The sequence below is a fragment of the Idiomarina loihiensis L2TR genome (assembly GCF_000008465.1).
GTDB lineage: Bacteria > Pseudomonadota > Gammaproteobacteria > Enterobacterales > Alteromonadaceae > Idiomarina > Idiomarina loihiensis.
Genome location: NC_006512.1, coordinates 1,558,368 through 1,579,855 on the forward strand (window position 1 = coordinate 1,558,368; position 21,488 = coordinate 1,579,855).

A 21,488-nucleotide genomic window follows, 5' to 3' on the forward strand; every position below is an offset into this window, starting at 1 on the left:
CTAGAGTAAATGATCAACCGGCAACCTGGCGGTTAACCAAACCGCCAACCGTCGCCAAATACCGGCTCCCGGCTCTTTATAGAGCCGTAACGCCGGTATTTTACTTTTATCCAGCCAATACAGTTTATAAAAACGGTTGAGTCGAGCCTCATACGATCGCAGCGGTAGTTCGTGCTCAAACATCGCGTTAATTCTCTCTGCCATCTCCGCTGACTCAATTAAAAGCCCCGACTCTGTGTTAATTTGCGCAGAACGCGGGTCAAAATTAAATGATCCAACAAAGACTTTCTCACTGTCCACTGTCACGGTTTTAGCATGCAGGCTAGACGCCGAGCGTCTGAAATAAGGACGCACATCTTTGCGTAAAGGTTTTTCCTCGGTTCGTTTCAGCTCAAACAGTTTTACACCTGACAACAACAGCCTTCGTCGGTGTCGCTGGTAGCCCGCATGTACGGCCGGGACATCTGTCACTGCCAGTGAATTAGTCAGCACGCGAACTTTTACTCCCTGCTCCGACAAATTCTCCAGCTCTTTAACACCTGTAGGCGTCGGCACAAAATAAGGAGAAACCAAAACAATAGATTGCTTTGCCAAGCCAAGAGTTTGCGTTAACTGCTGCGTCACCAACCGGCTCGGCTTACTATCAGGCAGAGCCTTTAAAGGATCATCACTGACAACCGTTGCGGTTGCCTGATACCAGGTTTCAGCGTCGCTCTGGGGAGTGTCTGTCAAGTGTTCGTCAGAAAGAACAAACTGGTGTAAATCTCGAAGTTCCGGTTGTTTTTGATAACCTTTCCAAATATCGTTAAACAATCTCGGTTTATCCGACGAGCTTATTGCGTTAACCGCAACCGATAAAGTGCAGTTCCAGTATTGCCGCCAGTCATCAAGTAACGTCTTAACGATTTTGCCTTTCGCTATTACATCAAGATCGGAAAACAGTTGTCCCGCATGTGTACCAAAATACTCGTTACCAACATTTCGCCCACCAACAATCCCCACTTCCGCATCGACCAGCATCGATTTATTATGCATTCGCCGATTCATGCGCTTAAAGTCGGTTAACCAGTTTAGCCAGCGCCAGCGTCTGTGCTTAAACGGATTAAAAAGCCTAATATTGAAATTAGCGCGGGAGGATAAATCTCGCAATAAAGGTTCTAAAGGTTTGCTGTGCAAATCATCCAGCAGAAGGTCGACCCGCACGCCACGCTCGACGGCATCCAGTAATTCCTTAAGCAGGGTAAGGCCACTGCTGTCGGGACGCCACAAATAGTATTGTAACGCAATATGATGCCTGGCCTGACGTATTAACCTCACCCGTTCAATCAGCGCCCGGTGAGCATTTTCCAGCAATTGAAACTGATTGTCCGGGCACGCGGGCAGTAAAGGTGTCATCGCAATCCACTCATCGCCCTTTCAAGCCCTTCGAGAGTCAATGGGTACATTCTTCCATCCACTAAGTCATGTATCATTCTAACCGACATGTAATAACGCCAATGTTTTTCTGGCTGCGGGTTAAGCCAGGCTACTTTTTCAAAGTGACGGGTTAAACGGTTCATCCAGGCTTCGCCGGGCTCTTCATTCCAGTGTTCTACACTGCCCCCCGGATACGCTATCTCGTACGGCCCCATAGTAGCATCGCCGACAAACAACAGCTTATAGTCCTCGCCGTAAGTCTGGATTAACTGTTTAGTCGGAATTTGCTCCTCGCGCCGGCGTGAATTCTCCCGCCACACGCCTTCATATACGCAGTTATGAAAGTAAAACAACTCCAGATGCTTGAACTCGTTTTTTAACGCGGTGAACAATTGCTCGCACTGGTAAACATAGTCGTCCATTGAACCGCCAACGTCTAACAGTAGAATAATTTTAACCGCATTATGACGCTCGGACTGCCACTTCAAATCAAGTAGACCACCTTTTTTTGAAGTGGCTTCAATGGTGCTGTTTAAATCAAGTTCAGTCGCGGCACCGGTGCGGGCGAACTGACGTAGCTTTCTGAGCGCCACCTGAAAACCGCGCTGCTCAAGCCGGGCATTGTCATCCAGGTCACAGAATTCCCGCTTGTCCCATACTTTCGCCGCACTGCGATTACGGTTACCGTCCTGCCCAATGCGGATACCACCGGGGTGATAACCATACGCTCCAAAAGGCGAAGTTCCGCCTGTGCCTATCCACTTCGAGCCGCCCTGATGACGCTTTTGCTGTTCTTTTAAGCGCTCCTGAAAAGTTTTCATGAGCTCATCCAGACTGCCCAACTGCTGAACTTTGCTTTTTTCTTCATCGCTCAAGTTGCGCTTCAAAGCATTCTCTAACCAGTCATGCGGAATTTTCTCAGTCACATCAACTTTAGCAACTTTATCCACATATTCGCTGAAGGCACGGTCGAACTTGTCATACTGGGACTCATCTTTTACCAGAATAAGCCGCGATAAATAATAAAATTGCTCGACATCGGCAAACGCTAAGTTGGCTTTCATGGCACTAAGTAAATCCAGCCATTCGGTAATACTGGTTTTTAGCCCATGCCGTCGCAGGGTTTGAAAAAAATCTATAAACATAATGCGAAAACTAGCGCCGTTGAATGCGAGCGTATTCAGCTAAGCGCTCCACATCTTGTTCGTGCTTGAGTAAAGCACCTGATAAAGGCAGCAAACCGCCCTGTTCACGGCTTTTACGCAATTCATTGGCATCAATATCTTCGACCAATAACAAGCGTAACCAGTCCAGTAACTCCGATGTCGATGGTTTTTTCTTCAGCCCGGGCACATCTCTCAACTCAAAAAACAACGCTAGCGCGGTATCCAATAAATCACGATGTAAATCAGGGAAGTGTACATCGACAATGGCTTTTAATGTGTCGCTGTCAGGAAACTGAATGTAGTGAAAAAAGCAGCGGCGTAAAAACGCATCGGGCAAGGCTTTTTCATTGTTCGAGGTAATCAGCACAATGGGACGCTGCTCGGCTTTAATCTGCTCACCGGTTTCATAAACGTGAAACGCCATTTGATCCAGCTCGTGCAATAAGTCATTCGGAAACTCAACATCCGCTTTATCGATTTCATCAATGAGCAGAACGGGACGCTTTTCCGCGGTAAACGCCTGCCACAATTTACCGGGGCGAATATAATTACTAATCTCGTGTACTTTTTCACTGCCCAGCTGACTATCACGTAAACGAGAGACAGCATCGTACTCATACAAGCCCTGCTGTGCTTTCGTTGTGGATTTAATTGACCATTGCAGTAACTCGGTATCTAAAGCATTTGCCAGTTCCTCGGCAAGACGAGTTTTGCCCGTGCCCGGCTCGCCTTTCAGTAATAAAGGTTTCTCTAGCGTTACGGCGGCGTTAACGGCTGTCGCCAGTTCTTGCGACACGACATACTGAGAGCTACTGCTAAAATCCATTCTGTATCCCTTATATTAAGCTTGAAACTGAGCCTATGGTACAACAGACACTCTGGCTGTGCTAATCGGTGGGCTTTCTGGATAACAGCATATCAAAGCGTTCAAGCACTCTGGCTATATCGGCTTTGACAAAGGGTTTTGTCACGTAATCGTCCATACCAGAACGCAACGCCTGAGTGCGTGTCTCAGGGTAAGCGTCCGCGGTAAGCGCAATCACATAAGGTTGGTGAATGTGCATATCCCGCAACGCTCTGGTTGCTTCCATACCATCCATATGCGGCATATGAAGATCCATAAAGAGTACGTCGTAGTCTCTGGCCTGCATCATTTTTAATGCATTATGGGCATCACTTACCAAATCAACATATTGGTTAAGAGACAGCAGCATTTCTTTTATTATCAATTGGTTGATTTTATTATCATCAACGACCAACACCTGTTTTTTCGTTAGCTTAGGCAAAACATTTTGCTCTGGTTGGTGTGCGCTTTCAGACTGAACGCTCATTGGTATGCAAAGCGTGAAGCAGGATCCCTGTTCAGGCTCGCTGTCCACCTGAATCGTGCCGCTTAATAACTGCACCAGGTTACGTACTATGGCAAGCCCCAGTCCGCTGCCGCCTTCCGGACGGTTTAACCCATCCTGCTCTTGCTCAAAAAGTTGCCAAATACGCTGAGTATCATAAATACCAACTCCGGTATCCTGTACTTTTACGATAAGGTCGCCTTCGCTTTGTTTTTCGCTATCAACTTCCCAACTTGCTTTAATCGCTATAGAGCCTCGCTCGGTAAACTTTAAAGCGTTACTGACTAAATTACTGATCACCTGGGCAATACGAGCCCGATCCATTAATGTTCGCTCCGGAATATCAGCATCAATATCGATAATAAATTCCAGACCTTTATCTTTTACAGGCTGTTCAAACAGCTGAATAACATGGCCCAACACTTTTGCCGGCGAGTGAACACCTCTTTTGACTTTTAGCTGCCCTTCTTCGGCCTGGGTTAAATCGAGCACATCATTCAACGTTGTCAGCAGATAGTCGCCGCTGTTCTTTATTGTACCCAGTAATTGCTGCTGATATGGATTGAGGTCTGTTGACTCCAACACAGAGGCGATACCCAGTATACCGTGTAGAGGGGTTCGAATTTCGTGTGACATATTCGCCAGAAACACATTTTTTGCATGAGCGGCTTTTAACGCATTCAACTCGGCTTTTTTCTGTTCTGTGACATCGGTAACCGTTCCGGTGTAGCGAATGGCCCGGCCTTGGTTGTCCCGCTCTATAATCTTTCCTCTGTCCAGTACATAAACCCAATGACCGTCACGATGCCTTATGCGATGAAGGCTTTCATAGAAAGGAGTCACTCCGTCCAGGTGATTCTTAATCGCCTGCCATACGTCGTCGTAATCTTCAGGGTGCAAACGACTCGACCAGCTTTCTACATTCGTTTCCAACTCGCAGACATCCCAGCCAAACATACTAGCCCAGCGTTGGTTAAAAATAGTAACGCCGGTTTGCGGGTTCCATTCCCAGGTACCTAAACGGGTCGCATCTAAAATAAGCTGTAATCGGTTACGCTCCATCTCGAGCGCAATTTGCAACTGTTTACGTTCAGTCACATCAATCAAGTAACCATAAAGATGGTTCTTACCATCTTCGTATCGTAATAGTACCGTTGTATCAGATACCCATACATCGTGTCCTTTAGCATGCTTTACCCGATAATCCTGATGAGTCAATGAAGAGCCGGATTCCTTGCTAAGAAGTGAATTGACCTCCTCCATGACACGGGGCAAATCGTCCTGATTAATGAGATCCCGGTACTGAATTTCATGGCTTTCTAAGCGCGTTTTTTTATAGCCTAAAAGGTCTTGTATGTTGTCTGAAACAAAACGTACTGGCCACCCCGGAGCATCCTCCCAAATAAACAGACTTAAATGACTTCCCACATTCAGCAGAGCTGCGAGGTTTTCATTGGAAATACGTGTTGGCATTTATTCGGACTCACTTTAAAGGCTTTCTTGCAACCAGTTTGCCGCAGTAGCAACTTGGTGTACACTGGCAAAAACAATAACATAAAAACAACGACATCCGGATGACCCAGGCAAACGTCAATGAATGGCAAACAGCTCTACTGACACAAGTTGATCAACTCATAGAGTTGGCGCAAACCCGTTTACCTGGTCGACAGAAGCCAACTATCCGGGGGCCTGAATACTGGCAACGTTTTGCAAAACATCATTATGTGCGAGCCGCAGACTTACTTAAAACCGGGCAAGGGTTTGAAGCCGCCAAGCACTTTCGGCGCGCCGCGTTATTTGGCCACAGCAAGGCCATGTTGTATTTAGGACAAATGTTTTTGCAAGGCAAGGATTTACCAGAAAGTATATTTCACGCTTGTTGCTGGCTAACGCTAGCGGATCGCGCCGGTGAAAGCGAAGCGGCTAAAATCATTGATGGTTTTCTACACCAGCTTACGGCAAGGCAATTAAACAGCGCCCGTCAGCTTGCCGCCGAGCGCTTTGAACAAATTTGTGATGCCAGTTTCGATGTTCATGGTTTGTAGTTTAAGGTAACCACAGCTTTGTTTTTTCTCTTATTTTTCCTGTAGCAACCCAATCCTGAAGCTGATCCGCCATACGTTTTCCTGCATCCACCGCTTTTTCCCAGTAATCAATACGAGTCGCAGCGTCCAGCTTGGCGAAGTCAGTGCGATCAGGAATTTTCCCGTAAGGCAGTGATTGAATAAAGTCTTCCGACGGCGTAATAAATACCACGCCTGGCCATTTCTTACCGGTAGTTCTGCGCCAACTCAAACGCTTGTCAAACCAGCCCGGAATCGCTTCTTTATGAAAGTGAGGGTAAAGCACCAAGCCATTCACGTCAGAGAAGTCCAGGTCAAAGTGATAGTCGGTAACACCGCCATCACGATAAATGCCTTTAGGTGCTCCGGGAATATCAACCACGCCATCCAGTACTAAAGGAATTGAACCAGTCGCCAGTAACGCCTGCTGAAAGTTATTTTGAGTTAATTCAACATGATGTGTCGGTAAGTCGTTCCAGCCTTTTGCAAAGCTTAAGTCGGACTGTGGATGATGAAAGATAACGCGCTCATAAAACCGGCCCAGCCAGCGACGGTTCATACTGTTAGCAAAAGCCGAACTTAACAATCCCAGCATCTGCTTTTTCGTTTCAGCAGCTGTCCAGCCCCTGCAACGTGCAACAATAAAATGATGTCGAACCGCCGACTGTCCCAGTATTTCTGTTACCGCCTGATCAGGAACGTACTTGGCCAGCAAGGCTTTAGCTTCACTGGTAATTTCATTCCGGTCGGGTTTCGCGCTGTAAGTCTGGGTTCTGTATAAACGACAAAATAAATCACTGGCGGCAACCGGGTCTTGCTGCCCCAATGCTGCGAAACGCCAGGCACCTGCGGAAGTCCCCAGGGTATTCAGCGGCGCTTTCTTGTCTTTAAAGAATTCACCGAACATCCATTTATCAAGCCCCTGAAGCACAAACCACTTCGGCCCGCCTGAAGCACCTAGCAGCAAACCGATATCATCGGCTTTCAGTCCCTGCTCCTGAATATATTGATAAGCCGACGAGCCTGCTTTTATGTTAATCCAATCCGTCATACAACTTCCCTGTTTTACAGTTGTCGTTTTCTTTCTGCGAGAAAACCTAAGAAAAACAATATTCCAATGGTACTGACTGCCAGCAGGTGCAAAGGAATAAGGCTTAACCAGCCGGCTAAAACTGGCGTAAACCAGACGGTCAGCCAACCGTAACCAAATGCACAAACCACGATGAAGACCAAAGTCCTGAATACAAAATGCCAGTGCGCCACTTGCCTTTGCACCATGCGGTTCACTTCTGCGCCATAAATCACCAATAGTGTGGCAATGATCGCCATAGCCAGTTCATAGAAATGTGGGCGGATCATCATGCCCAAATTATTCAACACATTCTGCACGCTAGTACCCCTCTGAAAAGCATCGTCCGAGTATACGAATTTTCTGTCGTTTTCGCATCCCAAGTTTACGCTTTGCTGTGTTATCCTAAGCTCATAAAGAAGCTTATTTACAGGACATTCCATGAAAATCATTTCATTCAATATCAATGGTATACGAGCGCGACTGCATCAGTTACAGGCAGTAATTGATAAACATCAGCCCGATGTTATCGGTCTGCAGGAAACCAAAGTGCACGACGACCAGTTTCCGCTAAAAGACGTGGAAGCCATGGGTTATCACGTTATTTACCACGGCCAGAAAGGTCATTACGGCGTGGCCATGCTCAGTAAAAAGCCACTGGAAAACCCGCAGTTTGGCTTCCCTACTGACGATGATGAAGCACAGCGCCGCATGATAATGGGTGATTATCCACTGGCCGATGGTGGCCATGTACGTATTCTAAATGGCTACTTCCCGCAGGGCGAAAGCCGTGACCACCCTACGAAATTTCCAGCTAAAGAAAAGTTTTATCAGGACTTAATGAGCTATCTGGATAACGATCTTTCGCCGGAACAGCCAGTGATTGTTATGGGCGATGTAAATATCTCCCGTATCGATTTAGATATTGGTATTGGCGAAAACAACGCCAAACGCTGGCTTAAAACCGGGAAATGCAGCTTCCTTCCGGAAGAACGGGAATGGATACAAAGATTAATGGACTGGGGTTTTACTGACACTTATCGTCAGCTAAACCCGGATGTGGATAACCAGTTCAGCTGGTTTGATTATCGCTCACGTGGCTTTGATGACAACAGAGGTTTACGCATCGACCTTATCCTTGCCACTAAAGCTCTCGCCAAGCAATGCGAAGACAGCGGTATAGACTATGAACTCAGAGGCATAGAAAAACCCTCAGATCATGCCCCCGTCTGGTCTACATTTAAAGACTGATAGTCATTTTGCCGTCGGTTGGCCTTAGTGCTCTTCCGGCGGCAATGTTTCCAGTGCTTTACGCAAAATAATCGCCAAATCCATGTATTCAGGGCCTTTCTCACCCTGTGGCTGACACTCAACGCCCTGCTTTCTCAGCTTATCTCTCAGCTCTTTATACCAGTTCCGTAACATTGGCTTTAAAGGTTGTCTGGAACGCCAGCCGAGCCAGTACAAACCCTGCAAGGGTAAGCTCAACATAATAAGTGACAACATCAGCCCCGGGGCTAACTGCTCCTGCGGCATAAACTGCCAGGTCAGCGCAGCATTGAGTACCGCTATTCCCGGAGTCCAGCTAATGGCTTTGCGAGTTATAGGGATAATTCGCGACTCTGCCATAGCGGCAACAACTGAATGATGAGGCCATTTATCGGCATACCTCTTTCCATCTCTTAAAACCGCAAAAAATGAACGACTCATGGTGACCTCTTAGACAAACCTGCTGTAATTATAATCGATTACTGAGCTATTGTACGATATTCGCACTTTTAATATTATCTTTATTTTTCATAAAGTTACACTGTTACAACCGTGTAGTTCACAAAGATATCCACAGTTAATGTGGATACAGTTGCACCGGAGCTTTAGCTTTGCCACTATACTAACTGAATCAGTCAGTCGCATGGTGTCAGCAGTGACAACAAGTCAGCTTCCTTCTCTTTATGCGCCGGTTACCGGTCGCATCATAGCAGCACAACCTTCGGCCGCAGTATGCCAGCATGGCCTGCTTGGCAAAGGCATTGTCATAGAAATGACCGGTAGTACGCTATACGCCCCGGCTGATGGCTCACTGAGCCATATCAGCAGTAGTGGCGATTACTTGTCGTTACGCTTAAACGACACCTATTCCTTACAATTAGTCATAGGTTCCGGCGATGCGTTCGGCAACCACGACGCTTTAACTGTGCTTTGTCGCGAACAGACAGAGGTTAAGTGTGGTGATCCTCTGGTTAAGATTAACCAGTCATTACTGCGCAGCCTTAAACCCTCGCAGCAGCGTCTTGCTGTTTTGCTTTGTTCATTGAATTCCGGGCACGATAGCGAATCGCCCGAATGGCTAACCCCGGGGCTTATTACTGCGAAAGACAGTCCACTTATTACTTATTAACACCGACAGGAGCTGTACCTATGTTGCGCGTTTATGGCATTAAAAACTGCGACACCGTTAAAAAATCACTTAAATGGTTAGATAAAAACGAAGTCGCCTACGAATTTATTGATGTTCGCCAGCAACCACTACAAAAAGAAACCGTTAGCGGCTGGTTACAAAAACTGCCGGCGGAATCTTTATTGAACAAGCGCAGCACCAGCTGGCGCAACCTGTCAGATGAACAAAAATCTGTTGTCGACGCTAATGCCATAGCTGAATTAGTTGCCGAACAACCAACATTGTTTAAGCGTCCGTTAGTTGAGTCCGGTCAGGCTGTTCATTGCGGTTTTAATGAGAAACTCTGGAGTGAACGCTACTTATGAGTTCAGAGACATTAAAGTTTGCCCGTGAGCTCATTTCCCGCCCGTCCATTACGCCGGAAGACGAAGGTTGTCAGCAACTCATAGGTGAACGGCTTGCGGCTCAGGGTTTCAACCTTGAGTCTATGATATTTGAAGATACCACCAACTTATGGGCGCGACGCGGGCAAGGCCGTAAATTGTTTTGCTTTGCCGGCCATACCGACGTTGTGCCACCCGGTGACATCAACGATTGGCAGTTTCCGCCCTTTGAACCTACAACGCACGAAGGGTATTTATACGGTCGCGGAGCCGCTGATATGAAAGGCAGCCTGGCAGCGATGATAACCGCGACGGAGCGGTTTATTAAAGACTATCCGAATGTGGACGCCGACATTGGTTTTCTCATAACCAGTGACGAAGAAGGCCCCTTTATTAATGGCACCAAACGTGTCATTGAAACACTGCAGGAGCGTAACGAAAACATAGACTGGTGTATTGTCGGGGAGCCATCCAGTACTGATACCCTGGGGGACATCGTTAAAAACGGGCGCAGAGGCAGCTTAACCGGAGACTTGACCGTACTGGGTATACAGGGTCACGTTGCTTATCCACATTTAGCAAAAAACCCGGTACATGATCTTGCACCAGCCCTCAGCGAGCTAATTAACGAAGAATGGGACCAAGGCAACGCCAGTTTTCCGCCAACCACGTTTCAGGTATCTAATATTCAGGCAGGAACTGGTGCCGGCAATGTGATACCCGGGCGTATTGATACCCAGTTTAACTTCCGCTTCTCGACAGAACTCACAGCCGAGAAAATTAAGCAACGAGTTGAAGCCATTCTCGATAAGCACTCGCTAAAATACCACCTGCAATGGAAGCTTAACGGACCGCCTTTTTTAACTGAATCAGGCGCATTAGTTGAAGCCGTTCAGGCGGCCATTGAACACGAATGTGGGTTTTCAACTACCCTCTCTACCGCGGGCGGCACATCCGACGGGCGCTTTATTGCACCAACCGGTGCTCAGGTCATTGAGCTGGGACCCGTAAATGCTACCATTCACAAAGTGAACGAATGCGTTAAAATCAGTGATTTGGATAAACTCAGTGATGTTTATTACCGCTGTCTGGAGAAGCTTTTATGTTAAGCAGCACAGAACTGACAGGTGCCTGCGAAACACACTTAACTGCAGTAGATGGGCATAAACTGCATCCTGATGCAGCAGAAGCTTATCTCGCCATGCAAAAAGCAGCAGCGGCTGAGGGTATTGAACTGGCCATAGCCAGTGGTTTCCGCTCACTGGACAGGCAACTGTCTATCTGGAATAGAAAATGGCGAGGAAAGCTGCCCCTTCGCTCCAAAGAGGGTGAGCTACTGGATGCATCAAACTTAAGCGACGTTGAGAAAATGCACGCAATTTTACATTGGTCTTCGTTACCGGGAAGTAGCCGTCACCACTGGGGAAGTGATTTCGATATTTACGACCCCCGCCCTTTTCAGGACAGTGAACTAAAACTGCAATTAGTGCCCGGCGAGTATATTGACCAATCAGGCCCCTGTCATGAACTGTGGCAATGGCTAACCCGGCATGCGCATGAAAGTGGTTTTTTCTTTCCTTATGCACGCTATCAGGGCGGTGTTGCACAGGAGCCCTGGCACTTGAGCTTCCGCGCCGTTTCACAGCCATGCCATAAGCAATTGAACCTTGAGCTGCTAGCCGAAACCGTAGACTCATTAGCCATAGAGGGAAAACCCATTATTCTGGATAACCTGGCTCAAATAAAAAATCAGTACATTGATACAATAACGGAGGATGACGGATGGACGACTATTTGGTGTGGCTAATAATATTATTGGTAGTAGGCGTGGTTGTGAGTAACCTTATGGTGCTGAAGTATACCGCTAAGTTTAAATGGCCTGGTACGAAATCATCTAAAACCGAAGATGACTCCGACCAGGACCCTAAAAACAAAAATAAAGATTAATCCAGCGTTACGCCAAGGCGCTTAGCCACTTCGCGGTAAGCTTCAACAACACCGCCTAAGCCCTGGCGAAAACGGTCTTTATCGAGCTTCTCACGAGTCTCTGCGTCCCAAAGGCGGCAGCCATCTGGAGTAAACTCGTCACCCAGCATAATTTCGCCGTCAAACACACCAAACTCAAGCTTGTAATCTACTAACAACAGACCAGCATCAGCAAACAAAGCTTTTAAAACGTCGTTCACTTTAAAGGTGAGTTCTTTCATTTTCTCAATTTGCTCTGCTGTTGCCCATCCAAAGGCCTGAATATGATACTCGTTAACCATAGGGTCGTGCAGCGCATCGTTCTTTAAGAAAAACTCGAATGTCGGAGGGTTAAGCTCTTTACCTTCTTCAACGCCTAAACGGCGCACCAGAGAACCTGCTGCCACGTTACGGACAACACATTCTACCGGTATCATATCCAGCTTTTTAACCAAAGACTCGGTATCGCTCAAACGCTCATCTAACTGCGTCGGAATGCCCGCTTCTTCCAGCTTAGACATAATAAAATGGTTAAACTTATTATTCACCATGCCTTTGTCATCAAGCTGCTCGACCTTCTCGCCGTCGAACGCCGAAGTGTCATTACGAAACTCCAGCACCAGGCGGTTAGGATCGTCGGTATGATAGACCGTCTTTGCTTTTCCCCGATACAGTTCACTGCGTTTTTCCATGAATCTTTCCACTCGCGCTTAAGTTAAAGTTGGCTTTGCTGTTTAACAGCGTTTTTAAAGGCTTCAAATACTTGATTAATCCATTCGTCGGAAACAATTTCCTCACCCTGGTAAACCGTAACCGAGGTATTTTCACCGTCTTCCAGTAATCGGAATTCGTACTCACCTTCGGCTATGCCCAGGTCTTCGTAGTCATCGCCACCAATGAACAGGAAGCCGCTGCCGGGTTCGCTGTACTCAACAAAATAGGTTCCTGTCTCGCGGTTTAAATCTTCAACCTCAAAACCAATATTCTGAAGAGCCAAGTTAACTAATGGCCATGCTTGCTCAAAATTGTCTTCAACAATGAAAACTGAATGTCCTTCTGCGGCTTTTGACAAGCTAGTTTCAATACCGGCCGCTTTTTCACGAGCTACAGCCAGTTGTTGTTTCCGGTTAACTTCCGAAATAATCGCATTAAGTAAATCAGCTTCCAAATTACGAACAACCAAAGGAGCAACCTCTTGCTCTTCACCACCAATCACCTGAGTAAAGTCGTTAACATCGACTCGTAGTGCGGTGCTGCGCTGATGCGATTCGGTTTCCTGAGTTAGTTCATAGCGGAAAGTTCTTTCCAGATCACTGTCGCTCTCTCCGCCAAATCCGAAAAAGCCGCTGTCGCCCTCAATGGTTTGCTGTACCGTCATTTGCTCGGTAAGCCAACGGTTATCACCCACCTTTTCCCATTGAATGTCGCGTCTTTCCAGTACATCAAATGCCGCCTGACGAACAAACTCGGTTACTGAGTCTCCCATGCCATCGACAATATCAAAGTACACCCGGGTTTCGGTTTCAGTTTCTAACACCCGGCTGCCCAGTCCAATAGGACGAACCTGCTGCGGAGCCATTATATTGACTTTATAACCAACAGGAGCTGGTGCTATGTTCGTATCCGGAATTTGATACTGAGTTCCTTTTTCCGGCTTCTCCAGACCACCTGGAATATTCAGTGAGGCAGTAGGTTGAATGTTCACGTATTCAAACCCGCCGCTGGCACGTTCTTTCTCTACCGACGAACAACCTGTTACAACTACGGCAGCTACGCCCATCCACGCAAGGCGAGACAATTTCATTACGACTCCTGAATATTCAGTAGGTTTGCTTTCTGTAACACTGACTCAATCAATTGTTGATTACTCTCTTCCGGAGGTGTCAGTGGCAGACGATAATTTGCGCTGACCCAACCCATTAAAGCGAGCGACCATTTTACCGGAATGGGGTTGGATTCAACAAATAACATATTATGCAAAGGTGCCAGCTCAGCATCGATCTGATTCGCACTTTCTTTATCACCAGCAAGTGCCGCCGTTACCAGTTCTTTCATTTTTGCCGGAACAATATTAGCGGTAACACTGATAACACCATGACCACCCGCAAACATAAATTCGCGTGCAGTAGGGTCATCACCGCTTAATAAGATAAAGTCATCGCCGCAGCGCTCTTTAAGTTCCTGAACCCGACTCACGTCACCGGTAGCTTCTTTTATACCAATAACGTTATCAATTTTTGCCAGCTGTTCGACCATGTCCGGTGTCATATCAAGACTGGTGCGCCCCGGAACATTATATAGAATTTGGGGTTTATCCGTAGCATCGGCACAGGCCTGATAATGTGCAATTAAGCCTGCTAAAGAAGGTTTATTGTAATATGGCGTAACATTTAAAAAGCCACTTACACCCGCCTGGGTCATTTTTTCTGTCAGTTGCACGGCTTCGCTGGTCGAGTTTGAACCGTTTCCAGCAATAATATCGATGCGCCCGGCACTGAGTTCGACCATGGCATTAACGACAGCGATATGTTCTTCATGCGTTAAGGTTGTTGACTCCCCTGTCGTGCCAACCGCTACAATAGCGTCGGTACCCGCTTCGCAATGTTTGTTAACCAGAAACTCAAGTTCACTGTAATCAACATTGCCATATTTTGTAAAAGGGGTAACTAAAGCGACAATACTGCCCTTAAGCATACATTCTCCAAGTCCTAAATTGGGGCTCCAATGGTAATGCCAGCCCTGACGAAACACAAGTGATAGGAACGTAACTTGCCAAGAAGGTTCCGTAAACTTTTGCCGGTATGGCATTTTCCAAGACGGCATCTGTCCGCTATGATGTTGGCACTGTTAACTAAGTTCCAGGAGAATGCAATGCAGACACTACAACAGGGCGATAAAGCGCCTGACTTTACTTTACCGGATGCGAACGAGAACTCAGTGACCTTATCGGAGTTATTAAAAGAGAACCGGGTACTGGTTTACTTTTATCCAAAAGCCATGACACCGGGCTGCACTGTGCAGGCACAAAACTTACGCGACAGCCGTAAGCAGCTTGAGGAATTTAATGTTGTCTCTGTTGGTATAAGCCCTGATGCGCCTAAACGCTTAGCTAAGTTTACTGATAGAGATGAGTTAAACTTCACCTTGTTAAGCGACGAAGACCATAAAGTGGCTGAAGACTTTGGCGTATGGGGCCTGAAAAAGTTTATGGGTAAAGAATACGATGGTATTCACCGTATTAGCTTTTTAGTAGAACAGGACGGAAGCATTTCAAAAGTCTTCAATAAATTTAAAACTAAAGAGCATCACGAAGTGGTGCTGGAGCACCTTAAGCAAGCTTAAGCTCTATAGAGCAGACACCGCACTAAAGCGGTGTTTGCTCTTCTGCCTTTTCCCCGGTGCCACTGTCCCATGCTGTTAGTACCGCCTTGACCAGACTGGCCAGCGGAATAGCAAAAAACACGCCCCAGAACCCCCATATGCCGCCAAAAATTAATACCGCGCCAATAATGTAGACTGGGTTTAAGCTTATTGCCTCTGAGAACAATAGCGGTACCAGTAAGTTACCATCCAGAGCCTGAATAACCAGATAGGCTACGGTCACCCAAACAAATGCCGCCGTTGGCCCAAACTGAAATAAAGCCACTAATACCACCGGAATGGTTGCGACCGCAGCGCCTACGTAGGGAATTAAAACCGATAAACCGACCATAATGGACAGTAATGCCGAGTAGCGCAGCCCAAATAAGCTAAAGGTAACAAAAGTGACTATCGCAACCACCACCACTTCAATTGCTTTGCCACGAATGTAGTTCATAATTTGCAGGTTCATCTCCTGCCCGACCTGCGAAATTAACTGACGGTTTGAAGGCAACAGACGGCTGAAATGAGCAATCAATATATCGCGGTCTTTTAGCATAAAAAAGATTAAAAGCGGCACGATAATGAGATAAACCAGCATGGCCATGACGTTCACAATAGAGGTCAGGGAAACCGTTAACAGGCTTTCTCCTAAACTCACTGCTCGTCTTTTTACTTCCTGAGTAAACTCAGTAATTTGGCTGTCATCGACAATAGTCGGGAACATTTCAGGTAGTTTATGCAGCCAAATTTGCAGGTTCGTAACCATATCAGGCATTTCCTGAATCAAAGTCGTACTTTGTTGCCAAATAACGGGAACCAGAGTCAGCAAAGTAACAATCATTAATGCCAGGAATAACGAAAAGGTAATAATCGTGGCGGTTAAACGGGATAAACCAAGCCCCATCAATCGCATTACCGGCCAGTCTAGCAAATAGGCCAGAGATATAGCAATTAACAACGGCGCAATTAAGCTACCGAAAAACACAATGACTAATACCACAACAACCAGTAACAGAAATAAAGTTACTGCATTAGGGTCAGAAAATTTCCGTTGATACCACTGTTGAATGTATTCCCACATAACCACTATCTCTTAACCTTTGTTGAGATGATAATATCAGTCCTTGCAATCTTTCCATAACCCCATAGAGTAAAAAGGAACTAAAGATAAGAATTTTGCTCTTAAGAGAAGATTAAATCCGTTTCATTTGGCCTATGAGTAGTTGATGTCCACCAAAATATTACACACTTTCACCGCTTGTTTATTGATCTTTGCAATCAGCTTTAGTGCTGTCAGCAACGCTATGCAGGATAACCAACGTTTACCAGAAATTGGAACTACCGGCGCGGCTTTCATGAGTATCGAACGTGAACGTGTTGTAGGCGACTTTTACATGCGTCAGGTACGCTCACAAGCCCCTATTGTTCACGATCCGGTATTAGACAGCTATTTAAACAGCATTGGCCAGCGGTTAGTCAGAAACACCAGCGGTGTGCGCTATCCTTTCAACTTTTTTTGGATTAACAATAAGGAAATAAACGCCTTCGCCTTCATGGGCGGCTACGTAGGTGTGCATACGGGCTTAATTGACGAAGCAAGAACCGAGTCAGAGCTCGCGGCGGTACTTGGACACGAGGTCGCGCACATTACTCAACGTCACATGGTTCGTCGAATGCAGGAACAACAGCGCAGTATGCCTATGACCATTGCTGGTATCATTGGCTCTATTTTAGTCGGCATGGCCAACCCTGAAGCCGGTGCTGCAGGCCTTTACGCCACAATGGGTATGGCCGGTCAGTCACAAATTAATTACACTAGGTTGTATGAAATGGAAGCCGACCGCATCGGTCTCTCTACGTTGTTAGCCGCAGGTTTTGATCCCCGTGGCGCACCCGACTTTTTTGGTCGGTTGGCAGAAAAATACCGCTATGTAAGCAAGCCCCCGGAAATGCTCATGACTCACCCATTGCCTGAGTCCCGCATAGCAGACACTCGTGCTCGCGCTGAAAATATGCAAAGAGTGGACGTCCCCCCCAGCCTCGACTTTGCCCTGGCTAAAACCAGAGTTCAGGCTCGGTATATTGGCAACACCACGAATAGTGACTTTGAATCTATGCGCTCCAGTAGCAATTCAATTAACCAACAAGCAGGGCAATATGGTTTAGCCATACGCGCGTTAGACGGTGGCAACATTGATGTAGCTTATAAGCTTATGCAGCCACTACTAGAGCGCTATCCTAATGATCCATTCTATATTGATGTCCAGACCGACATTCTACTGGCACAAAAAGATTACGAGACGGTTTTAAGCTGGCTACGAGGCAAGTACATTCAGCAGCCAACCGAGCCTGTTATTACTCTTAACTTTGCTAACGCGGCCCTTCAAGCAGAAGACACCGAGTTAGCTGAGAAGCTTCTGCGCGATTTTTTACTAAAACAACCGGACCACCCGCTGGCGCTTGATCTTCTCACTCAAGTGTACGAGCGTAGTGGCAAGCGAGCGGCTATGTACGAAACCCGAGCGGAATCACTGGCGTTAAGAGGAAACTTCCGGCTCGCCATTGATCAGCTGCACACTGCACATAACCATACCGATAGCGATCTGACGCATAAACGTCTGAATGCACGTATTGAGCAAATGCGCAGCTTAGAGCAGCAAATAAAATCGTTAATGTGAGTTAACCGCATTTTCCAGCGATTCTAAGTCCTGCTCTCCCATTAAAGGCCCTTTGACGCTGCCGTCCGGCTTTATTACGTAGGTAGCCGGTAACATCTGCGGGCGCTGAAACGGAAACTTTGGCGCAGGCTCCATCAACGCCAACTGAAACTCTATTCCATGACGCTGTTTCAGCTCAGCCAGTTCAGCGTTAGACATTGGATCGAAACTGACACCGACTAACTCAACATCTTTTGCTTTGTGCTGGTTAAATTCGTTTAACTCGGGTAACTCTCTTAAACAAGGAGCGCACCACTCAGCAAAGTAGTTTACCACCACCGTTTTTTCACCAAGGTCGCCCCAGCGAAACTCATTGTCGGCATCGGTAACCACATCCGGCTCTTGCGAACAAGCTGTTATCAGCACAGCAGCTGCCGCGCACACTAGCGTTCTCAGTTTCATTCCTTACCTCAATTACGTTACTATTAACTTATACTTACCTAATAATCAGATACTACAAGGTACGATACTTATGAGCCAAGTAACAATTTATCATAACCCGCGTTGCTCAAAATCAAGACAAACTCTTGAATTACTCAAGCAGAATGACGTTGAGCCGGAAGTTGTTGAATACCTTAAAACTCCGCCTAACGCTGCAGAATTAAAAGATATACTGGAAAAGTTAGGGCTTTCTGCCGATCAGCTAATGCGCAAAAAAGAAGACGCATATAAAGAACTTGGTCTGGCCGGTATCAATAACGAAGATGAATTGATTACCGCAATGGTCAATAACCCTAAGCTTATTGAGCGCCCTATTGTTATTCGGGGTAATAAAGCGGCCATTGGCCGCCCTCCTGAAGCTGTACTGGATATTTTATAATGACCCGCGTCGTTATTCTTTATTACAGCCGTAACGGGGCTACTCAGCAGCTTGCTGACGCGATAGCCGAAGGCGTTACGGCGGCTGGAGGCGAAGCTGTTTTACGCAGCACCGGGCACGGCAGTGATGCCGTCAGTGACCGCGATCTGGAAGTTGAAAACGCTGACCTTGAAACCTGCGATGCTCTTATTCTGGGCAGTCCGACTCGATTTGGGCATATGGCCTCAAGCCTGCAAAAATTCTGGGAAGGCACCTCGCGCGAATGGTTGCAGGCTACGTTAACTGACAAACCCGGTGCGGTGTTCACTTCCTCCAGTTCTCTTCATGGGGGACAAGAATCGACCCTGCTGACTCTGGCTTTACCGCTGCTGCATCATGGTATGATGCTGGTTGGCATTCCTTATTCTGAACCGGCTCTGCATCAGACTCAGTCCGGCGGTTCACCTTATGGTGCCAGCCACCATGAGCACAGCAATAAGTTAACTGACCATGAAAAGCAATGCGCTATCGCTTTGGGTAAACGAGTCACGCAAACCGCTTCTAAGCTCTCATCATAGGAATTATCAATGCCGACTTCTCCACGCTTTTATCGCTGGTTAACACAAGTTTGTTACTGGCCACTGCTCATTTTAGTTGCACTGTGGCACGGTATGCCAACCGACGCGCCGGGTACATTGCCAGTTTATATTGCTTTGTTCCTCTGGGTGCTGCCGTTGTTATTCCCTCTGCATGGTCTGGTTAAAGGCAAACCTTATACCCACGCATGGACTAATTTTGTTTTAATGTTTTACTTTCTGCATGGCTTAACCGTGGTCTACACCCACCCGGATGAGCGTGTGTGGTCAATACTGGAACTGATATTTACAACCGGCGCATTTATTGGCGCAACAGGTTATGCCCGCTATCAGGGAAGAGCTCAGGGGTTAGGGCTGAAAAAACTAAAAGACTACGACTAAATTTCGAGAACCTGCTTAACAAAAGGAATTGTTAAGCGGCGTTGGTAAGTAATAGAGGCTTTATCAAGCTCGTTTAACGCTTTCATTAAATCCCGCATGGAACGACCCAGTCGTTGAGTCATAAAAGCCGCAACATCGTTCGGCAACTCCAGTCCACGCCATTGTGCCCGCAAAATTAACGCATTAATTTTTTCTTCGTCGTTCAGCGGCTGAACCTGAAAGCCCGTTGCCCATTGGAAACGCGACTGTAAATCCGGTAACAGAACTTTAGTTTGAGCAGCAGACTGTTTAGCCGTCATGACCAAACGTGTCGACTCATTATCGGTTACGCGATTAATAAGCGAGAACAACTCAAAACTCCAATTCTGTTCCAGCGTTACCGTATCAATATCATCCAGACAAATAAGATCAGCCTGATCAATTCCTTGCAGAACGGCCGATGCATCGGCTTTAGCCAACTCACGCAAAGGTAAATACGCAATGCGGTATTGCGACCCGGCCGAAGCTATAACGCTGTGCATTAAGTGGCTTTTTCCTACCCCACTCGCTCCCGACAACCAGGTCAATTGCTGGCTTCTCCTCAGCGGTGGCTCAGTTGTAGGCAAACTCTCTAACCAACTTAATAAGGTTGAGTTGTCGCCCGCAAGAAAAGTAGAAAATATCTCGTCATCCGGCAACTGTACGGCTAACGGTAATTGCTGTGGTGACATCAGCGGCTCTCATTCCAACGATAAACCGGTGTTTCAGTCTGTCGCGCAGCAACAAACGGCCCGAGTTCCTGTGAAACCAGGCGTCCATCCAAGTTGATAGCCTGCAATATTTGATCGACCGGGCCGTTAACCACAATCTCGAATTCACTCATAGCTTGCGAGTATTCAAGTAAACGAACGTCGCTAACAGAGACAATGCTATCTAAAAACGCTTCCAACTCTAAAACACGATTTAAGCTACTTAATTTTTCAACTTTAATCATCAACGTATTACGAACATTCTCATCACCCGCAGTAACACTGTACTGCTTAGCCAACTGCGCCATTAGCTGCTCGACCAGAGGCTCCGCTAGCCAGTCTGGACTGGTCGCTGTCACTTCACCGGAGAAACGGTCGTCTCCCACTTCAACAAACCAGTTTAAACTCCAGGGCTTTTCCTCGTTGTCCTGACGAATGATACGACCGATCAATAAACCGTCTGTGCCGTAACGCTCTGTAGTGGTTCTCACCGGGTCTAAAAAGCGCCCCCAGACATCGGTCGCATTTATGGTGAAACTGTCGGTCAAATCCATCAGCGGCAGCTGAATTGGAATACTGTATTGCTGCGCAAAGAATCTCAGTTGCTGGGTAAATACTGATTCACTATTACTATCAATGATTACGCGCTGACCGTTGCTGTTTTCCTTCGCTATCCACAGCATCAGTTGTGGTCTCCGGCTGCCCCAGTAGGGTAACTGCTGCTCAGCCAGAAGTGCGCGTAACTTGCGGCCGTCAAATGTCGCCGTTAAAGTTCGCTGTCCTTCATTTTCACTGTAACCGTATTGAACCAGATAATTATTCACATCACGTTTTGCTCGCTGTATCGCATCATGCCCGGCCAATTCGGTTTGCCCCGTTAATTTTTTTATAACACGGTCAAACGCTTGTCCTATTGCCTGTTGCCGGTCAGATGAACTCTGCGAGGCCACTGCCACTTCTGCCGAATACAAATTTTCTATTAACCGCGCTTCGGCACCTGTCACCTTAAAAAGGCTAAACAGAAAAAATAAACTGGCAGCGAAGTAATGAATCTGCGACTTTGACATGTCATTATCCAAATAAGACTTTGAGAGC

General features: G+C 46.8%; 26 protein-coding genes. 12 read left to right on the forward strand and 14 right to left on the reverse strand.

What is annotated here, in order from left to right:
• From IL_RS07405 to IL_RS07420, 4 genes are all read right to left on the reverse strand, one after another.
• Positions 1-1,395 carry a phospholipase D family protein gene (locus IL_RS07405; protein ID WP_011234690.1) on the reverse strand — a complete coding sequence of 465 codons (1,395 nt, stop codon included), beginning with the start codon at positions 1,393-1,395 and terminating at the stop codon, positions 1-3.
• Positions 1,392-2,561, reverse strand: coding sequence for a vWA domain-containing protein (locus IL_RS07410; RefSeq protein ID WP_011234691.1), 1,170 nt, complete (start codon positions 2,559-2,561; stop codon positions 1,392-1,394). The genes IL_RS07405 and IL_RS07410 overlap by 4 nt, the downstream gene beginning before the upstream one ends.
• Before the next feature lie 10 nt (positions 2,562-2,571).
• Positions 2,572-3,408, reverse strand: a complete 837-nt coding sequence (locus tag IL_RS07415) for an AAA family ATPase (protein WP_011234692.1) — start codon at positions 3,406-3,408, stop codon at positions 2,572-2,574.
• 61 nt (positions 3,409-3,469) lie between these two features.
• Positions 3,470-5,404 carry a hybrid sensor histidine kinase/response regulator gene (locus IL_RS07420; protein ID WP_011234693.1) on the reverse strand — a complete coding sequence of 645 codons (1,935 nt, stop codon included), beginning with the start codon at positions 5,402-5,404 and terminating at the stop codon, positions 3,470-3,472.
• Positions 5,405-5,505: 101 nt separating this feature from the next.
• Here IL_RS07420 and IL_RS07425 point away from each other — a divergent pair, with 101 nt between their 5' ends.
• Complete coding sequence (locus tag IL_RS07425; protein ID WP_011234694.1) at positions 5,506-5,976, forward strand: hypothetical protein; 471 nt, start codon at positions 5,506-5,508, stop codon at positions 5,974-5,976.
• A 1-nt stretch (position 5,977) separates the two neighbouring features.
• Here the strand turns inward: IL_RS07425 and IL_RS07430 are convergent, their stop codons facing one another.
• Both IL_RS07430 and IL_RS07435 read right to left on the reverse strand, forming a co-directional pair.
• Positions 5,978-7,045: a hypothetical protein gene (locus IL_RS07430; RefSeq protein WP_011234695.1), complete on the reverse strand. Its 1,068-nt coding sequence runs from the start codon at positions 7,043-7,045 to the stop codon at positions 5,978-5,980.
• 14 nt (positions 7,046-7,059) lie between these two features.
• A complete protein-coding gene (locus IL_RS07435; RefSeq protein WP_011234696.1) occupies positions 7,060-7,383 on the reverse strand; it encodes a DUF3392 domain-containing protein in 324 nt (107 codons plus the stop codon).
• A 121-nt stretch (positions 7,384-7,504) separates the two neighbouring features.
• Between IL_RS07435 and xthA the strand changes: the two genes are divergently transcribed.
• Positions 7,505-8,314, forward strand: a complete 810-nt coding sequence (xthA, locus tag IL_RS07440) for an exodeoxyribonuclease III (RefSeq protein WP_011234697.1) — start codon at positions 7,505-7,507, stop codon at positions 8,312-8,314.
• A 24-nt stretch (positions 8,315-8,338) separates the two neighbouring features.
• Here xthA and yfbV read toward each other — a convergent pair whose 3' ends face one another.
• Complete coding sequence (gene yfbV / locus IL_RS07445; RefSeq protein ID WP_011234698.1) at positions 8,339-8,773, reverse strand: terminus macrodomain insulation protein YfbV; 435 nt, start codon at positions 8,771-8,773, stop codon at positions 8,339-8,341.
• 214 nt (positions 8,774-8,987) lie between these two features.
• Here yfbV and IL_RS07450 point away from each other — a divergent pair, with 214 nt between their 5' ends.
• From IL_RS07450 to IL_RS13775, 5 genes are read left to right on the forward strand one after another with little or no spacing between them, the layout of a single operon-like run.
• The gene (locus tag IL_RS07450) at positions 8,988-9,461 is read left to right on the forward strand and encodes a PTS glucose transporter subunit IIA (protein WP_167518466.1); all 474 of its coding nucleotides are present in this window, start codon (positions 8,988-8,990) and stop codon (positions 9,459-9,461) included.
• 20 nt (positions 9,462-9,481) lie between these two features.
• Complete coding sequence (locus IL_RS07455; protein WP_011234700.1) at positions 9,482-9,826, forward strand: arsenate reductase; 345 nt, start codon at positions 9,482-9,484, stop codon at positions 9,824-9,826.
• On the forward strand, positions 9,823-10,953 hold the full coding sequence (dapE, locus tag IL_RS07460) for a succinyl-diaminopimelate desuccinylase (RefSeq protein WP_011234701.1): 1,131 nt from the start codon (positions 9,823-9,825) through the stop codon (positions 10,951-10,953). The genes IL_RS07455 and dapE overlap by 4 nt, the downstream gene beginning before the upstream one ends.
• The gene (locus IL_RS07465) at positions 10,947-11,651 is read left to right on the forward strand and encodes a M15 family metallopeptidase (RefSeq protein ID WP_011234702.1); all 705 of its coding nucleotides are present in this window, start codon (positions 10,947-10,949) and stop codon (positions 11,649-11,651) included. The genes dapE and IL_RS07465 overlap by 7 nt, the downstream gene beginning before the upstream one ends.
• A gap of 38 nt (positions 11,652-11,689) precedes the next feature.
• Positions 11,690-11,791: a hypothetical protein gene (locus IL_RS13775; protein ID WP_231378638.1), complete on the forward strand. Its 102-nt coding sequence runs from the start codon at positions 11,690-11,692 to the stop codon at positions 11,789-11,791.
• Here IL_RS13775 and purC read toward each other — a convergent pair.
• The 3 genes from purC to dapA are packed head-to-tail and all read right to left on the reverse strand — an operon-like array spanning position 11,788 to position 14,503.
• Positions 11,788-12,501: a phosphoribosylaminoimidazolesuccinocarboxamide synthase gene (purC, locus tag IL_RS07475; RefSeq protein WP_011234704.1), complete on the reverse strand. Its 714-nt coding sequence runs from the start codon at positions 12,499-12,501 to the stop codon at positions 11,788-11,790. The genes IL_RS13775 and purC overlap by 4 nt on opposite strands.
• Positions 12,502-12,524: 23 nt before the next feature.
• Positions 12,525-13,613 carry an outer membrane protein assembly factor BamC gene (gene bamC / locus IL_RS07480; protein ID WP_011234705.1) on the reverse strand — a complete coding sequence of 363 codons (1,089 nt, stop codon included), beginning with the start codon at positions 13,611-13,613 and terminating at the stop codon, positions 12,525-12,527.
• Entirely contained in the window at positions 13,613-14,503 is an 891-nt protein-coding gene (gene dapA, locus IL_RS07485) for a 4-hydroxy-tetrahydrodipicolinate synthase (protein ID WP_011234706.1), read from the reverse strand. The genes bamC and dapA overlap by 1 nt, the downstream gene beginning before the upstream one ends.
• A gap of 177 nt (positions 14,504-14,680) precedes the next feature.
• Here dapA and bcp point away from each other — a divergent pair, with 177 nt between their 5' ends.
• Positions 14,681-15,151: a thioredoxin-dependent thiol peroxidase gene (gene bcp / locus IL_RS07490; protein ID WP_011234707.1), complete on the forward strand. Its 471-nt coding sequence runs from the start codon at positions 14,681-14,683 to the stop codon at positions 15,149-15,151.
• 22 nt (positions 15,152-15,173) lie between these two features.
• On the opposite strand, the gene IL_RS07495 is transcribed toward bcp, so the two are convergent.
• Positions 15,174-16,253 carry an AI-2E family transporter gene (locus IL_RS07495; RefSeq protein WP_011234708.1) on the reverse strand — a complete coding sequence of 360 codons (1,080 nt, stop codon included), beginning with the start codon at positions 16,251-16,253 and terminating at the stop codon, positions 15,174-15,176.
• A gap of 145 nt (positions 16,254-16,398) precedes the next feature.
• Between IL_RS07495 and IL_RS07500 the strand changes: the two genes are divergently transcribed.
• Positions 16,399-17,850 (forward strand): beta-barrel assembly-enhancing protease, encoded by a 1,452-nt coding sequence (locus IL_RS07500; RefSeq protein ID WP_016341340.1) that lies wholly within the window; start codon positions 16,399-16,401, stop codon positions 17,848-17,850.
• Here the strand turns inward: IL_RS07500 and IL_RS07505 are convergent.
• Entirely contained in the window at positions 17,842-18,291 is a 450-nt protein-coding gene (locus tag IL_RS07505) for a TlpA disulfide reductase family protein (RefSeq protein ID WP_011234710.1), read from the reverse strand. The genes IL_RS07500 and IL_RS07505 overlap by 9 nt on opposite strands.
• A 70-nt stretch (positions 18,292-18,361) precedes the next feature.
• Here IL_RS07505 and arsC point away from each other — a divergent pair, with 70 nt between their 5' ends.
• The 3 genes from arsC to IL_RS07520 are packed head-to-tail and all read left to right on the forward strand — an operon-like array spanning position 18,362 to position 19,665.
• Complete coding sequence (gene arsC, locus IL_RS07510; protein WP_011234711.1) at positions 18,362-18,709, forward strand: arsenate reductase (glutaredoxin); 348 nt, start codon at positions 18,362-18,364, stop codon at positions 18,707-18,709.
• A complete protein-coding gene (wrbA, locus tag IL_RS07515; protein ID WP_011234712.1) occupies positions 18,709-19,266 on the forward strand; it encodes an NAD(P)H:quinone oxidoreductase in 558 nt (185 codons plus the stop codon). The genes arsC and wrbA overlap by 1 nt, the downstream gene beginning before the upstream one ends.
• Positions 19,267-19,275: 9 nt before the next feature.
• Positions 19,276-19,665 (forward strand): DUF2069 domain-containing protein, encoded by a 390-nt coding sequence (locus tag IL_RS07520; RefSeq protein WP_011234713.1) that lies wholly within the window; start codon positions 19,276-19,278, stop codon positions 19,663-19,665.
• Here the strand turns inward: IL_RS07520 and hda are convergent.
• A complete protein-coding gene (gene hda / locus IL_RS07525) occupies positions 19,662-20,375 on the reverse strand; it encodes a DnaA regulatory inactivator Hda (protein ID WP_011234714.1) in 714 nt (237 codons plus the stop codon). The genes IL_RS07520 and hda overlap by 4 nt on opposite strands.
• Positions 20,375-21,460, reverse strand: a complete 1,086-nt coding sequence (locus tag IL_RS07530; RefSeq protein WP_016341342.1) for a DUF2066 domain-containing protein — start codon at positions 21,458-21,460, stop codon at positions 20,375-20,377. Before IL_RS07530 ends, hda begins: the two co-directional genes overlap by 1 nt.
• Positions 21,461-21,488: the final 28 nt, after the last annotated feature.